Origin of the sequence: Methylobacterium sp. 37f, assembly GCF_023093475.1 — a bacterium.
Taxonomy (GTDB): Bacteria; Pseudomonadota; Alphaproteobacteria; order Rhizobiales; family Beijerinckiaceae; genus Methylobacterium.
Map to the genome: position 1 here is coordinate 119,426 of NZ_JAGHKN010000005.1, position 14,157 is coordinate 133,582.

General features: G+C 72.7%; 13 protein-coding genes. 10 read left to right on the top strand and 3 right to left on the bottom strand.

Annotated elements, in window-relative coordinates; genetic code table 11:
* Positions 1–14: 14 nt before the first annotated feature.
* From cobN to cobJ, 5 genes are read left to right on the top strand one after another with little or no spacing between them, the layout of a single operon-like run.
* Complete coding sequence (gene cobN / locus J7U37_RS05310) at positions 15–3,347, top strand: cobaltochelatase subunit CobN (protein ID WP_247635042.1); 3,333 nt, start codon at positions 15–17, stop codon at positions 3,345–3,347.
* The gene (gene cobG / locus J7U37_RS05315; RefSeq protein ID WP_247635043.1) at positions 3,344–4,717 is read left to right on the top strand and encodes a precorrin-3B synthase; all 1,374 of its coding nucleotides are present in this window, start codon (positions 3,344–3,346) and stop codon (positions 4,715–4,717) included. The genes cobN and cobG overlap by 4 nt, the downstream gene beginning before the upstream one ends.
* Positions 4,714–5,346 (top strand): precorrin-8X methylmutase, encoded by a 633-nt coding sequence (locus J7U37_RS05320; protein WP_056179056.1) that lies wholly within the window; start codon positions 4,714–4,716, stop codon positions 5,344–5,346. Before cobG ends, J7U37_RS05320 begins: the two co-directional genes overlap by 4 nt.
* An 11-nt stretch (positions 5,347–5,357) precedes the next feature.
* A complete protein-coding gene (locus J7U37_RS05325) occupies positions 5,358–6,149 on the top strand; it encodes a precorrin-2 C(20)-methyltransferase (protein ID WP_056179053.1) in 792 nt (263 codons plus the stop codon).
* On the top strand, positions 6,146–6,904 hold the full coding sequence (gene cobJ, locus J7U37_RS05330) for a precorrin-3B C(17)-methyltransferase (RefSeq protein ID WP_247635044.1): 759 nt from the start codon (positions 6,146–6,148) through the stop codon (positions 6,902–6,904). The genes J7U37_RS05325 and cobJ overlap by 4 nt, the downstream gene beginning before the upstream one ends.
* A 20-nt stretch (positions 6,905–6,924) precedes the next feature.
* Here cobJ and J7U37_RS05335 read toward each other — a convergent pair whose 3' ends face one another.
* Positions 6,925–7,671: a cobalt-precorrin-6A reductase gene (locus J7U37_RS05335; RefSeq protein WP_056483828.1), complete on the bottom strand. Its 747-nt coding sequence runs from the start codon at positions 7,669–7,671 to the stop codon at positions 6,925–6,927.
* Positions 7,672–7,684: 13 nt separating this feature from the next.
* Here J7U37_RS05335 and cbiE point away from each other — a divergent pair, with 13 nt between their 5' ends.
* Genes cbiE through J7U37_RS05355 form a run of 4 tightly spaced genes read left to right on the top strand, consistent with a single transcriptional unit; the run spans position 7,685 to position 11,551 of the window.
* Positions 7,685–8,923 (top strand): precorrin-6y C5,15-methyltransferase (decarboxylating) subunit CbiE, encoded by a 1,239-nt coding sequence (cbiE, locus tag J7U37_RS05340; RefSeq protein ID WP_247635081.1) that lies wholly within the window; start codon positions 7,685–7,687, stop codon positions 8,921–8,923.
* Positions 8,923–9,435, top strand: coding sequence for a cobalamin biosynthesis protein (locus tag J7U37_RS05345; protein ID WP_282103653.1), 513 nt, complete (start codon positions 8,923–8,925; stop codon positions 9,433–9,435). The genes cbiE and J7U37_RS05345 overlap by 1 nt, the downstream gene beginning before the upstream one ends.
* On the top strand, positions 9,432–10,244 hold the full coding sequence (gene cobM, locus J7U37_RS05350) for a precorrin-4 C(11)-methyltransferase (protein WP_247635045.1): 813 nt from the start codon (positions 9,432–9,434) through the stop codon (positions 10,242–10,244). Before J7U37_RS05345 ends, cobM begins: the two co-directional genes overlap by 4 nt.
* On the top strand, positions 10,241–11,551 hold the full coding sequence (locus J7U37_RS05355) for a cobyrinate a,c-diamide synthase (RefSeq protein ID WP_056179041.1): 1,311 nt from the start codon (positions 10,241–10,243) through the stop codon (positions 11,549–11,551). The genes cobM and J7U37_RS05355 overlap by 4 nt, the downstream gene beginning before the upstream one ends.
* A gap of 17 nt (positions 11,552–11,568) precedes the next feature.
* On the opposite strand, the gene J7U37_RS05360 is transcribed toward J7U37_RS05355, so the two are convergent.
* Positions 11,569–11,973, bottom strand: coding sequence for a helix-turn-helix transcriptional regulator (locus J7U37_RS05360; protein WP_056179038.1), 405 nt, complete (start codon positions 11,971–11,973; stop codon positions 11,569–11,571).
* A gap of 485 nt (positions 11,974–12,458) precedes the next feature.
* Between J7U37_RS05360 and J7U37_RS05365 the strand changes: the two genes are divergently transcribed.
* The gene (locus J7U37_RS05365; protein ID WP_056179034.1) at positions 12,459–12,794 is read left to right on the top strand and encodes an antibiotic biosynthesis monooxygenase; all 336 of its coding nucleotides are present in this window, start codon (positions 12,459–12,461) and stop codon (positions 12,792–12,794) included.
* Positions 12,795–12,881: 87 nt separating this feature from the next.
* On the opposite strand, the gene J7U37_RS05370 is transcribed toward J7U37_RS05365, so the two are convergent.
* Positions 12,882–14,084 carry an MFS transporter gene (locus tag J7U37_RS05370; protein ID WP_247635083.1) on the bottom strand — a complete coding sequence of 401 codons (1,203 nt, stop codon included), beginning with the start codon at positions 14,082–14,084 and terminating at the stop codon, positions 12,882–12,884.
* Positions 14,085–14,157: the final 73 nt, after the last annotated feature.

Genomic DNA, 14,157 nt, shown 5'->3' on the forward strand with positions numbered 1-14,157 from the left:
CCGCGGCACCCGCCATGCACCTGATCCGCATCGATACGGTCTCCCTCGACGAGGGTGAAGCCGCGGTCGATCTCGGTCAGGCGCCGGGCGACATCGTCTTCCTGTCCTTCACCGATTCCGACCTGTTCGGCATGGGTCAGGCCTTCGCGAAAACCTTTCCGGCGGGTTCGCCCGAAGCGCCGACCCTGCGGCTGGCCAAGCTCGCGAAGCTGCGCCACCCGATGTCGGTCGACCTCTACGTCGATGCGGTGATCGCCAAGGCGCAGATCGTCGTCATCCGCTGCCTCGGCGGCCTCGATTACTGGCGCTACGGCATCGAGCGCGCGAGCGCGGCCGCCCGCGCCAACGACGTGATCCTGGTGGTGCTGCCGGGCGACGACCGGCCCGACCCCCGCCTCGACGGCTTCTCCACCCGGCCGGACCTGGCTCCGGACCTCGACGGCTATTTCCGGGCCGGCGGCGCGGAAAACCTGCGCCGCCTGATCGGACGCCTCGCCGCCGAGATCGGATCGGCCGGGCCGGTCGAGCCGCCGCTCCCCCTGCCGCGCGGCTTCGTCGCATGCCCCGGCTGCGGTCCCGTCGACGACGCACAGGCGCTCGCGGCCGGGCGGCCGTTCCAGGCCCTTCCGGCCGAGGCGCCACTGGCGCTGCTGGTGGTCTATCGCTCTAGCGTCCTGTCCGGCGACACCGTGCCGATTGCCGCGCTCGGTGCAGCGCTCCAGGCGCGCGGCTTCGCCGTGATGGCCGTGGCGGTGTCGAGCCTGAAGGACCCGGCCGCGACGAAGCCTCTGCGGGCGGCGATCGCCGCGCACGGTCCCGCCATCGTGATCGCCGCCACCGCCTTCTCGGCGCGGGAGGACGCGGGCTTCGTCCTTGATGCCGCCGATTGCCCGGTCCTCCAGGCCTTCAGCATCGGTGCGGCGCGCGACGCCTGGGCCGCCTCCGCCCGCGGCATGGGCGCGGCCGATCTCGCCATGCAGGTCGCCCTGCCGGAATTCGACGGGCGCCTCTCCGGATTCCCGATCGGGTTCAAGGAGGAAGGTCCGGAGAGCCAGGGATTCGCCGAGCGCCGGGCCGTGCCGCATGCGGACGGCATCGCGGCCTTGGCCGACAGAGCCGCCGCCTGGGTCCGCCTAGCCCGCCTCCCCCGCACGGAACGCCGGCTCGCCCTGGTGCTCTCGGATTATCCGGCGCGCGGCGGGCGCGCGGGCTTCGCGGTCGGCCTCGACACCCCGGAGAGCGCGCGCGCGATCGTGTCGGATCTGGCCGAGGCCGGCTACGCGGTCGGCGATCTGCCGGAGGGCGATGGGCTGATGCGGGCGCTCACCCGGGGGCCGAAGGATTGCGTCGTGTCGCTCGACGCCTATCGGACCTGGCTCGGCACGCTGCCGGACGACGCCCGTGCGGCCCTCGATGCCGAATGGGGACCGCCCGAGGCCGACCCGGCCTGCCGGGACGGGGCCTTCCGCTTCGGGACCGTGCAGGCGGGAGCGGTCGCCCTGTTCCTCCAGCCGGATCGCGGACGGGCGGCGGACCGCAAGGCCGCCTATCACGACCCCGACGCGGTCCCGACCCACGCCTACCTCGCCTTCCACCTCGGCCTGCGCACCCGGTTCGATGCCCTGATCCATCTCGGCACCCACGGCACCACGGAGTGGTTGCCCGGCAAGGCCGTCGCGCTCTCGCCTGCGTGCTGGCCGGCGCGTTCCATCGGAGCGCTGCCGGTGGTCTACCCCTTCATCGTCGACGATCCGGGCGAGGCGGCTCCGCTGAAGCGGCGTCTCGGCGGCATCGCCCTCGGCCACCTGACGCCGCAGACCGGCGTGACCGGGCTCGACCCCGACGCCGCGCGCCTGCGTGACCTCGTCGAGGAATATTCCGACGCCAGCGTGCTCGATCCGCGCCGCGCCGCGATCCTGGCGCGGACCATTCTCGACGAGGCCGCTTCGGCCGGCCTGCTCACCGGCGCCGGGATCGATACCGGCACGCCGATGCCGAATGCGCTGGCGGCCCTCGACGCGCATCTGTGCGACCTCGGCGAAGTCACCGCCCGCGACGGGCTGCACGTGTTCGGCCGAGCCGGAGCGGCATCCCCGGACGACGTGGCGGCCTGCGCCGAGGGCGAGCGCCTCGGCCTGCTGCGCGCCCTCGACGGCCGTTTCGTGCCCCCCGGTCCCGCCGGCTCGCCGTCGCGCGGACGCACCGACGTGATGCCCACGGGCCGCAACCTCGCCACCCTCGATCCGCGTAGCCTTCCGACCCGGGCCGCCACCCTGCTGGGGGCCAAGGCCGCCGACGCGGTGGTCCTGCGCTACCTGCAGGACGAGGGCGCCTATCCGGCCCGGATCGTGATGGACCTCTGGGCCTCGCCCACCCTGCGCACGGGCGGCGAGGACATCGCCCATGCGCTGGCGCTGATGGGCGTTCGCCCGGTCTGGGACCATGCCTCCACCCGCGTCACCGGCTTCGAGGTGCTGCCCCTGGCGCTCCTCGACCGTCCGCGCATCGACGTGACGGTGCGGGTATCCGGCGCGTTTCGCGACACCTTCCCGGAAACCCTGTCGCTGCTGGCCCGCGCCGCAGCGGCGGTGGCTTCGCGGGACGAGGAGGACGACGAGAACCCCCTCGCGGCCGCTCGCCGCCGTGGCGAGGCGGCGTCCCGCGTCTACGGCGCGGCCCCTGGGCGCTACAGTGCCGGAGCCGGCGGGCTCGCCCTCGACGGGGCCTGGGACAGCCGCGACGATCTCGGGCGCGCCTATCTCGATGCCACCTCCTACGCCTATGGCGGTGCGACGGACGAGGCGGATGCGGGCTTCGCCGAACGCGTTGCCCGGGCCGATGCCTACGTGCACGCCTTCGACGTGGCCGAGCGCGACCTTCTCGACGGCGACGCCGCCGTGGAGGCGATGGGCGGATTCTCGGCCGCCGCCGCGCTGACGGGGGGAACCCCGGCCCTCTACAGCCTCGACGTCGCGACGCCCGAGACGCCGAAGGCCCGCACCGCCCGCGAGGACGCCGCCCGGCTGATCCGGGGACGCCTCGCCCATCCGCGCTGGATCGCGGCGCAGCTCCGGCACGGCTATCGCGGCGCCCAGGAGCTGGCGCAGGGCGTCGATGCCGTGTTCGTGCTCGCCGCGGCCACCGACGCGGTCTCCCATGCCGATCTCGACCGGCTCTACGGCGCGATGGTGGCCGATCTCGACACCTTCGAGACCCTGCGGGCGGCCAATCCGGAGGCGGCCCGCGCCATCCTGGAGCGCTTCGACGACCTGCGCCGGCGCGGCCTGTGGCAGACCCGGCGCAACGCCATGGCGGCGGACGAATTGCTGCGCGAGGCGGCCGAATGAGCGTGCCCTATCGCGTGGCCCCCCAAACGCCGGGCCGGCGCGTGTCCCCGGAGGCCCCGAGCCGCCGCGGCTGGTGCCCGAGCCTCGCCCGGCCGATGCCCACCGGCGACGGCCTGCTCGCCCGCGTCCACCCACCCCTCGGTCGCCTCACCCCCGCCCAGGCCCGGGCGGTGGCGGACGGCGCGCGCCGTTTCGGCAACGGCCATATCGACGTGACGGCACGGGCCAACCTGCAGGTCCGCGGCGTCACCGAGGCGACCCGGTGCGGCCTCGCCGAGAGGCTGGAAGCGGCCGGGCTCGGCGATGTGCGCCATGACGGGGGCCCACAGCGCCTGACCCTGACCACGCCGCTCGCCGGCCTCGAACCGGATGCGGGCGCCGATGTCCCCGCGCTCGCGCGGAGGATCGAGGCGATCGGGCTGGCGATTTCCGGGCTGCCGCCGAAGACTCTGGTGGCCGTCGAGTCGGCCGCAGGCGGGATCACCCTCGGCGCGGCGGAGGCCGATCTTCATCTCGTCGCCACGCGAGAGGGCTTGGCGCTGCATCTTGCCGGCGACGCGGCGTGGTGGCGTCTTTCCGGCGCGGAAACCTTGGTCGTCGTGGATGCGGTCCTGCGCCTCCTGGCTGCGAGCGGGCAGCGCCGGATGCGGGATGTCCCGGCCGAGACGCGCAGGCACGGCCTGGAGCAATTCGGCCTGCGCCGGGTTCCGCCCTCCTTCGAAAGGTCCGGCCCGCGCCCGGGCGTATTCGCCCTGAATTCCGACCGTCCGGCATCCGCCGACCCGGTCGTGTCCCGTTCGCCAGCGGATGGTGCCCGCGCTCTCCTTGTCGATGCCCCCTTTGGGCGCTGCAGGGCCGATGCCCTCGACAAGCTCGCCGATACGGCGGCCGCCGCCGGCACCGACGGGTTGCGCCTGTCGCCGACGCGGGGCTTCCTTCTCGTCTGCTCCGACGCCGGCGCCGCCGAGACCGCGCGCGAAACCCTGGCCGCGGCCGGCTTTCTGACCCGGGCCGACGATCCGCGCGGCGCGGTGGCCGCCTGTCCGGGCGCCCCGGCCTGCGCCTCCGGCTCGACGCCGACCCTGGACGACGCCGCCCGCCTGGCGGAGGCGTTCCGGTCCTTCGCGGCGCGCGGCCTGCGCGCCCATGTCTCGGGCTGCGCCAAGGGCTGCGCCCATCCGGGAGCGGCCGACCTCACCCTGGTGGGGCGCCACGGGCTCTACGACGTGGTGATCTCCGGCCGGCCCGATGCCTTGCCGGCGACGCACCTCCCTTTCGAGGCCGCGCTGGAGCGCGTAAGGAGGGCGGATTCGGCATCGTCTCTCCCCCAGATCTTCCCGCACCCTTCGCCAGGACCCGGACCGTCATGAGTTCCCGCCTCGACTACCTGCGTGACGGAGGGGAAATCTATGCCCGCTCCTTCGCGATGATCCGGGCGGAGGCCGATCTCGCGCGCTTCCAGGGCATTGCCGAGCGGGTCGTGGTGCGGATGATCCACGCCTGCGGCATGACCGACCTGCCCCGCGACGTGGAGGCCTCCGAGGATTTCGCCCGGGCCGGCGAGGCCGCCCTGAAGGCCGGCGCGCCGATCCTGTGCGACGTGCGCATGGTCGCCGACGGCGTGACCCGGGCGCGGCTGCCGGCCGACAACCGGGTGATCTGCACCCTGAGCGATCCGCGCGTGCCCGCCATGGCCGCCGCCATGGGCACCACCCGCTCGGCCGCCGCCATGGAATTGTGGCGCGAGCACCTGCCCGGCAGCGTGGTGGCGGTGGGCAACGCCCCGACCTCGCTGTTCCGGCTCCTCGAACTCCTCGACGAGGGCGTGGCCCCTCCCGCCGCCGTCATCGGCATCCCGGTCGGCTTCATTGGAGCGGCGGAATCGAAGGAGGCCCTGGCGCGCGACGGCCGGGTGCCCTTCATCGTGGTGCACGGACGGCGCGGCGGCAGCGCCATGACGGCGGCGGCCGTCAACGCGCTCGCGCAAGAGATCGAGTGAGAGATCGAGTGATGGACGCGAGCGAGGGGCTTCCCCCCGAGGCGGCGGAGCGCACCGAGATGCCCCGCCTGGCGACCACCGGCACCCTGTTCGGCGTCGGCATGGGGCCGGGTGAGCCGGATTACCTCACCGTCCGCGCCGTACGGGTGCTGGAGCGGGCGCCGGTGCTGGTGCATTTCTGCAAGAAGGGCCGGCGCGGCAATGCCCGCACCATCGCGGACGCGGTGGTGGCCGCCGAGCCGGCGCGCGAGTGCCCGCTGGTCTATCCCTACACCACCGAGCTTCACCCCGAGCATCCCGACTACGTCGCGGCGTTGGCCGCCTTCTACGACGACGCGGCCGCCCGCCTCGCCGACCATCTCGGCGCGGGCCGGGACGTGGCGATCCTGTCGGAGGGCGATCCGTTCTTCTACGGCTCGTTCATGCACCTGTGGCGCCGCCTCAAGGACCGCTTCCCCGTGGAGGTGGTGCCCGGGGTCACCGGCATGTCCGGCTGCTGGACCCGGGCCGGAACCCCGATCACCTGGGGCGACGACGTGCTGACCGTGCTGCCCGCCACCCTGGCGCAGGCCGACCTGGTGGAGCGACTGCGCGCCACCGACGCCGCCGTGCTGATGAAGCTCGGCCGGCACCTGCCCAAGGTGCGGGCGGCGCTGGCCGAAGCCGGCGTGCTGGAGCGCGCGGTCTATGTCGAGCGCGGCACCATGGCGGGCGAGCGGGTGATCGCGCTCAAGGACAAGCCCGACGACGACGCGCCCTACTTCTCGATGGTCCTGCTGCCCGGCGAGGGGCGCCGCCCGTGAGCGGTTCGCTGACGGTGATCGGTCTCGGACCCGGCGATCCGCGCCTGCTGACGGCAGCGGCCCAGGCCGCCCTGGACCAGGCCGAGGACCTGATCGGCTACATCCCCTACGTCGCCCGGGTTCCCGAGCGGCCGGGTCTGATGCGCCATGCCAGCGACAACCGGGTCGAGGTCGACCGGGCGCGGTACGCTCTCGAACTGGCCGCCTCCGGCCGGCGCGTGGCCGTGGTCTCCGGCGGCGATCCCGGCGTATTCGCCATGGCGGCCGCCGTTTTCGAGGCGGTGGAGGCCGGCGACCCGGCCTGGGCCAGCCTCCCCATCACGGTCGAGCCCGGCATCACCGCCATGCTGGCGGCCGCGGCCAGGCTCGGCGCGCCGCTCGGCGGCGATTTTTGCGCGATGTCCCTGTCGGACAACCTCAAGCCCTGGGAGGTCATCACCGCCCGGCTGGAGGCCGTGCTGCAGGCGGATTTCGTGGTGTCCCTCTACAACCCGATCTCCTCGGCCCGGCCCTGGCAGCTCGGCCGGGCCCTCGATCTGGCGGCCGGAATCCGGCGCGGCGACACACCAGTGGTGTTCGCCCGCGCGGTCTCGCGCCCCGACGAGGCGATCCGGATACTCACCCTCGATCAGGCCCGGGACACCACCGCCGACATGGCCACCGTGGTGATCATCGGCGCTTCGGCGACCCGGCTGATCCCGCGCGGCGACGCCACGCCCTTCGTCTACACGCCGCGCAGCGTACCGGCCGCGTGATGCGCGGGGCGGCGCAGGCCTCAGAGGATGGCGATCCGATCCAGCGCGGCCGTCACGTCCGGCACGCTCGGCACCTCCGGTTTGTGCGGTCTGGCGACCATGATCACCGGCAGCCCGAGCGACCGCGCGGCGGCAATCTTGCCGTAGGTGGCGCTGCCGCCGGAATTCTTCGAGACCAGGACCTCGATCGCGCTCCCGGCCAGGAACGCCGCCTCGGCGGCCTCGTCGAAGGGGCCTCGGGCCTGGATCGTGCTCAGGCGCGGCACCGCCAGATCGACGCTCTCGATGGCGCGGACGACGTAGTCGTGCTGGGGCGCGGCCGCGAAGGCCGCCACCTCCTGACGCCCGATGGTGAGGAAGACCCGGCGCGGCGCGGGGCCAAGCGCTCGGGCGGCGGCCTCCATGTCGGGCACCTCCGTCCAGTGGTCGCCGGACACCGGCTGCCAGGCCGGACGCCGGATCGCCAGCAGGCGCGTGCCGGTGCGGGCACAGGCCTCGGCGGCGTTGGCGCTCATCCGGGCCGCGAAGGGATGGGTCGCGTCGACCACCAGATCGGTGCGGTCCTGGGCCAGCCACGCGGCCAAGCCATCCGCGCCGCCGAACCCGCCGATCCGGGTCGGCACCGGCTCCGCCTTCGGCTGGCTGGTACGGCCGGCGAGCGACAGAGTGACGGCGTGGCGGTCTCCGCACGCCAGCAATCCGCGCACCAGCGCGCCGGCCTCGCCGGTGCCGCCCAGGATCAGAATCCGCATGCTTTCGCCGTCCATGGGGGCGTTCTCCATGACCGATGACACCGAGTCCACCCCGCGGCCGGCGGCGCCCTGGCTGACCATCGTGGGCCTCGGCGAGGACGGACGCGCGGGCCTGAGCCCCACCGCCAGCGCGGCCCTCGACGGCGCAAGCCTGATCTATGGCGGGCGCCGGCACCTCGCCTTGGCGGCGCCTCTGGCGGCCGAGACGCGGATCTGGCCCAGCCCGATCGCCGACGCCTATCCGGGTCTGCTCGCCCGGCGTGGAACACCGACCTGCATCCTCGCCACCGGGGACCCGTTCCACTACGGCATCGGCGCCGAAATCGCCCGCTTGGTACCGGCCGACGAGATGCGGGTTTTTCCGCATCCCTCCGCCTTCAGCCTCGCCTGCGCCCGCCTCGGCTGGCCGATGGCCGAGACCGCTTGCCTGACCCTGCACGGTCGGGCGCTGCCCCGGCTGATCCCGCATCTCCAGCCCGGTGTCCGCCTCCTGGTCCTGACCTGGGACGGGACGACGCCGGGGGCGGTCGCCAGCCTGCTGCGCGAGCGCGGCCTCGGCGCCTCCCGCCTAACCGTCCTGGAGGCCATGGGGGGCGCGCGGGAACGCCGCCGCAGCGCCCTGGCTGACGGTTTCGCCTTTCAGGAGATCGACCCCCTCAACACCCTGGGCATCGAGGTCGTGGGATCGCCCGAAGCCCGGGTCGTCGGCTTGAGTCCCGGCCTCGACGATGCCTGGTTCGAGAATGACGGCCAGCTCACCAAGGCCGACATCCGGGCCGTGACGCTGGCCGCCCTGCGTCCGCGCGCCGGCCAGACCCTGTGGGACATCGGCGCCGGGGCCGGCTCGATCTCGATCGAGTGGATGCTGCGCCATCCGAGCCTCAAGGCCGTCGCCATCGAGGGCAGCCCGGTCCGGGCCGCCCGTATCGCCCGCAACGCCGACCGGCTCGGCGTACCGGACCTGCGGGTGGTCGAGGGCCGGGCCCCCGACGCGCTTGCCGGATTGCCCGAACCCGACACCGTGTTCGTCGGCGGCGGCATCACCGTGCCGGGCGTCCTCGATACGGCTCGGGCCGCCCTGCGCCCCGGCGGACGCCTCGTCGCCAACGTGGTCACCCTCGAGGGGGAGGCGGTACTGCTCGCGGCCTTCGCGCGCCAGGGCGGCAGCCTCAAGCGCCTCGCGGTCGCCCATGCGGATCCGGTCGGGCCTCTGCACGGCTGGCGCAGCGCCATGCCGGTGACGCAGTGGAGCTGGGTGAAGGCCTGATGCCGGGCGATTCCGGCCCGCCCCGTCCCAATGCGCCCCATCCCGGCCCACCTCTTGCCGGCCCACCTCTTGCCGGCCCACTTCATGCCGACCCACCTCATGCCGGTGCGCCCGACCTCATCGCCGGGATCGGCTTCCGCCGCGCGACCCCGGCCGATGAGATCCTCGCGCTGGTGGCACGGGCCTGCGACGCGGCCGGAGTGCCGCTCGCTCGCGTGGCCCGCCTCGCCACGGCGGCCGACCGGGCCGGGGAGCCCCCGATCCGCAGCGTCGCCGACGCCCTGGGCCGTCCCCTCGACGCGGTCCCGTCCGAAGCCATGATCGCCATCGACGCGCAGGTATCCACCCGCTCGCCGCGGATCGAGGCTTCGCGCCGGGTCGGCTCGGTGGCGGAAGCCGCGGCTTTGGCCGCCGCCGGGGCCGGGGCGACCCTGGTGGTGCGGCGAATCGCCAGCGCCGGGGCGACCTGCGCCCTTGCGCTTCGCGCACAATCCGTCACGCAGGGCTCATGACCGTTCACTTCATCGGCGCCGGTCCGGGCGCGGCCGACCTCATCACCGTGCGCGGGCGCGATCTCATCGCGCGCTGCCCCGTCTGCCTCCATGCCGGCTCGCTGGTGGCGCCCGAAATCCTGGGCTGGTGCCCGCCGGGCGCGCGCATCGTCGACACGGCCCCCCTCGACCTCGACGCCATCGTGGCCGAATGCGCGGCCGCCCACGCGGCGGGCCACGACGTGGCGCGCCTGCATTCGGGCGACCTGTCGATCTGGAGCGCCCTGGCCGAGCAGACCCGCCGGCTCACGCAGGCCGGCATTCCCTACACGGTGACGCCGGGCGTGCCGTCCTTCGCAGCCGCCGCCGCGCTGCTGCGACGCGAACTCACGGTGCCGGGCCTTGCCCAGTCCGTGGTTCTCACCCGGACCTCGGGGCGGGCCAGCGCCATGCCGGAGCGCGAGACCCTCGCGGCCTTCGCCGCCACCGGCGCGACGCTGGCCCTGCACCTGTCCATCCACGTCATCGACACGGTGGTGGCCGAGTTGACGCCGTTCTACGGCGCCGATTGCCCGGCCGCGGTGGTGTTCCGCGCCACCTGGCCCGACGAGCGCGTGCTGACCGGAACCCTGGCGACCCTGGCGGGCCAGGTCGCGGAGGCCGGCCTGGAGCGAACGGCGCTCATCCTGGTGGGACCCGCGCTCGACCCGGCCGAGTTCCGCGAAAGCGCCCTGTATTCGCCCGACTACGACCGCCGCTTCCGCCCCACCGGCAGTACCGTGCTGGGAGAGCGCGCGGCCGGCGCACCGGCGACGGGAGAGCGCGCATGAGCGTGCCCGGCCTCCTCGTCGCTGCGCCCCGCTCGAGTTCGGGCAAGACCACCGTGACGCTGGCGCTGATGCGGGCGCTGGCCCGGCGCGGACTCGCCGTACGGGGCGCCAAGTGCGGACCGGACTACATCGACCCGGCCTTCCACCAGGCGGCCACCGGGCATCCGAGCTTCAACCTCGACAGCTTCGCCATGCCCGAGCCGATGCTCGATGCGGTCGCGGCCCTGGCGGCCACCGGCGCCGACCTCGTGGTGGCCGAGGGGTCGATGGGGCTGTTCGACGGTATCGTGGCGCATGAGGGCCGGACGGGGGCGAACGCCGATATCGCGGCGCGCTATGGCTGGCCGGTGATCCTCGTCCTCGACGTGTCGGGCGCGGCCCAATCCGCCGCCGCACTCGCCCTCGGCTGCCGGGCCTACGATCCCCGCATCCATATCGCCGGGGTGGTGCTGAACAAGGTCGCGAGCCCGCGCCATCGCCGTCTCGTGGAGGCGGGCCTGAGCCGCATCGGCATGCCGGTGCTCGGCGCCCTGATGCGCGACGCCAGCCTCGTCCTGCCCGAACGGCATCTCGGCCTCGTCCAGGCCCGCGAGACCAACGACCTCGAGGCTCGCCTCGACCGGCTCGGCGACCTCGCCGAAGCGGGGCTCGACCTCGACGCGATCCTGGCCGCCGCGGCCGGTGCGGCGCCCGGCCCCGGCTCGGGCACCCTGCCCCGGCCGCCGGGCCAGCGCATCGCCCTGGCGTCCGATGCGGCCTTCTCGTTCCTGTACCCGCACATGGAGGCGGGCTGGCGCGCGGCCGGGGCGGAACTGGTCCCGTTCTCACCGCTGGCGGACGAGGCGCCGCCGGCCGATTGCGATGCGTGCTGGCTGCCCGGCGGCTATCCGGAGCTGCATGCCGGCCGTCTGGCGCAGGCCGATCGTTTCCTCGGCGGCCTGCGCGACTTCGCGCAGCATAAGCCGGTCCACGGCGAATGCGGCGGCTACATGGTCCTCGGCGAAAGCCTGGAGGACGCCGCCGGCGTGACGCACGCGATGGCCGGGCTGCTGCCCGTGGCGACGTCCTACAAGGCGCGCCGCCTCCATCTCGGCTACCGGGTCGCGACGCTTCTGGCCGAAGGGTCCCTCGGCGGAGCGGGCGCGCGCCTGGTCGGGCACGAGTTCCACTACGCCAGCGAGCGCAGCGACGCACCGACGCAAGAGACCGGCCTGGCTGCCGTGACCGACGCGGAAGGCGTGCCCCTCGGCATCGCGGGGCACCGGCGCGGCTCCGTCACCGGCAGCTTCTTCCACTGGATCGGGTAGGGCCTCGACGCGAGCCCCTACTCGGCAGCGGCAGCGGGCTCGGGGGCCTGCTTGCCCATCTTGGCGGCGGTGCGCACGATCGCCAGCACGTCGCGGCGCAGTTGATCGTCCTCGATCAGCGCGTAGGCCCGCAGCAACTCGATGGCGCCCTGCGCACTGAGGAAGCCGAAGACGTCCGATTGGGTGCCGCCGACTTCGTCCTCCTCGAAGAACGCCGAGACCGGAACCTCCAGGAGACGGGCGATCTCGCGCAGGCGACCGGCGCCGACGCGGTTCTGGCCCTTCTCATACTTCTGGACCTGCTGGAAGGTGACGCCCACGGCAGTGCCGAGTGCGGTTTGACTGAGGCCGCGCGCCTTGCGCAGAGCGGTGATCCTCAATCCGACGAGGCGATCAACGTCGGTAGTCTGCTTCGGCATCATCTCTCGATTCAGTCCCTAAAGAAATTCCCGCTCGGCCTCGCTCCCGGAAGGGCTGGGAGAATTGAGCGCTTTCGTACAAAGCTGTGCAGGACACCCCAAGCTCATTCATCACGAAACAAAGGCAGTCGAACGTCAATTTCACGAGCTCTGTGAGACTATCCTTGTCTGCCGTCAAATGCCACTGGGCGTTTTACTCCGCATCAGCATCGGACCTGACCATTCTGACAGCTTGACCACAAAGCCGGCACGGATTGCAAGCGCGACGTTGTGATCTCCAAGCCGAGATTCGCTGCATTGCGCTGTCATTCGCAGCACGAAACCCTTCGGCGTCACCTTCGGTAACGACACGGATCGGGGTTCAGGCGGGGCGGCTCCGGTCGCGGCCGCGACGCATGCGCCGAATCCGATGGTCTTTCCCCGGCCGGCGCCCCAGATTCCCTTCGTCGATGGGGACCGCCCCGGACGCCCGAAAACCCAGGTGGATCATGTTTATCGCAATGAATCGCTTCAAAGTCGTCAAGGATGCGACGGAAGATTTCGAGCAGGTCTGGCTCGGTCGTGACAGTCATCTCGGCGAGATGGCGGGCTTCGTCGAGTTCCACCTGCTGCGCGGACCCGAGCACGAGGACCACGTCCTCTATGCGTCGCACACCATCTGGTCGTCGAAAGCCGATTTCGAGGCGTGGACCCGCTCGGAGCAGTTCCGCAAAGCGCATGGCCGCGTGCCCTCGACCAAGCCCCTGTACCTGGGCCATCCGCAATTCGAGGGATTCGAGGCGATCCAGACCGTCGCGCGCCCCGATTCGGAGGCCGCGGCGTAGCGCGCGGCTCCTATTCCCGAGGACGGAACCCGTCCGCGACCCTGCGCATCTCCGGCGTCGGGCCGGCTGTCGTGGCCGAAACGGGGGTCAGCGGCTGGCGAGGCGCGGCAGCAATGCCGCGCTGAGGCCGATCAGCGGCAGGTAGGCCGAGAGGGCGTAGACGAACTCGATGCTGGTGTGGTCGGCGACTTCGCCCAGGATCGCCGCCCCGAGCCCGCCCATGCCGAAGGCGAAGCCGAAGAACAGGCCGCCGACCAGCCCCACCCGGCCGGGCAGCAGTTCCTGGGCATAGACCAGGATCGCCGGCATCGCCGAGGCCAGGATCGCACCGATCGGGATCGTCAGCGCCACCGTCCAGGCCAGGTTGGCATGGGGCAGGATCAGCGTGAACGGCAGCACGCCGAGGATCGAGCCCCAGATCACCGGCTTGCGGCCGACGCGATCCCCGATCGGGCCGCCCAGGATGGTGCCGGCGGCGACCGCGCCCAGGAAGACGAACAGGTAGACCTGCGACTGTGCCACCGACACCCCGAAGCGATGGATGAGATAGAACGTGTAGTAGGACGAGAAGCTCGCCATGTAGAAATACTTGGAGAAGATCAGCGTCAGCAGGATCGCGACCGTGGCGACGATGCGGGCGCGCGAGAGCGGCGTGACCGTCCCCGGGCGGGATCGGGCCGGCGCCCGGGCACTGGCGGCGAGCCGGTCCCGGTACCAGCGCCCGACGATGCCGAGGACGATGATGCCGGCGAGCGCGGCCAGGGAGAACCACGCTACGCTGGACTGGCCGTGCGGCACCACGATGAAGGCGACGAGCAGCGGGCCGAGAGCCGTGCCGGCATTGCCGCCGACCTGGAACACCGATTGGGCAAGCCCGTAGCGCCCGCCGGAGGCGAGGCGGGCGACCCGCGAGGCTTCCGGGTGGAAGATTGCGGAACCGATCCCGACGAGGCCGGCCGCGAGCAGCAGCACGCCGTAGGTCCAGGCCATCGAGAGGAGCAGGAGCCCGACCAGGGAGGCGGCCATGCCGAGGGCCAGGGAGAACGGCATCGAGCGCCGGTCGGTATAGAGCCCGACGACCGGCTGCAGCACCGAGGCGGTGAGCTGGAACACCAGGGTGATGAGGCCGATCTGGCCGAAATCCAGGTGGAAGCTCTGCTTCAGCAGCGGATAGATCGCCGGAAGCAGCGACTGCACCAGGTCGTTGAGGAGGTGCGACAGGCTCAAGGCCGCGAGGATGGCATAAGCCGTCCCTCGGGCGGCGCTGGCTGGAGCCGGCGACGCAGGCATCGACTCGACGGTGTCATTCAGGGTCGGGGACATCGGAATTCCGTCACGCGCCGGGACGACGCACAGGTTTCTT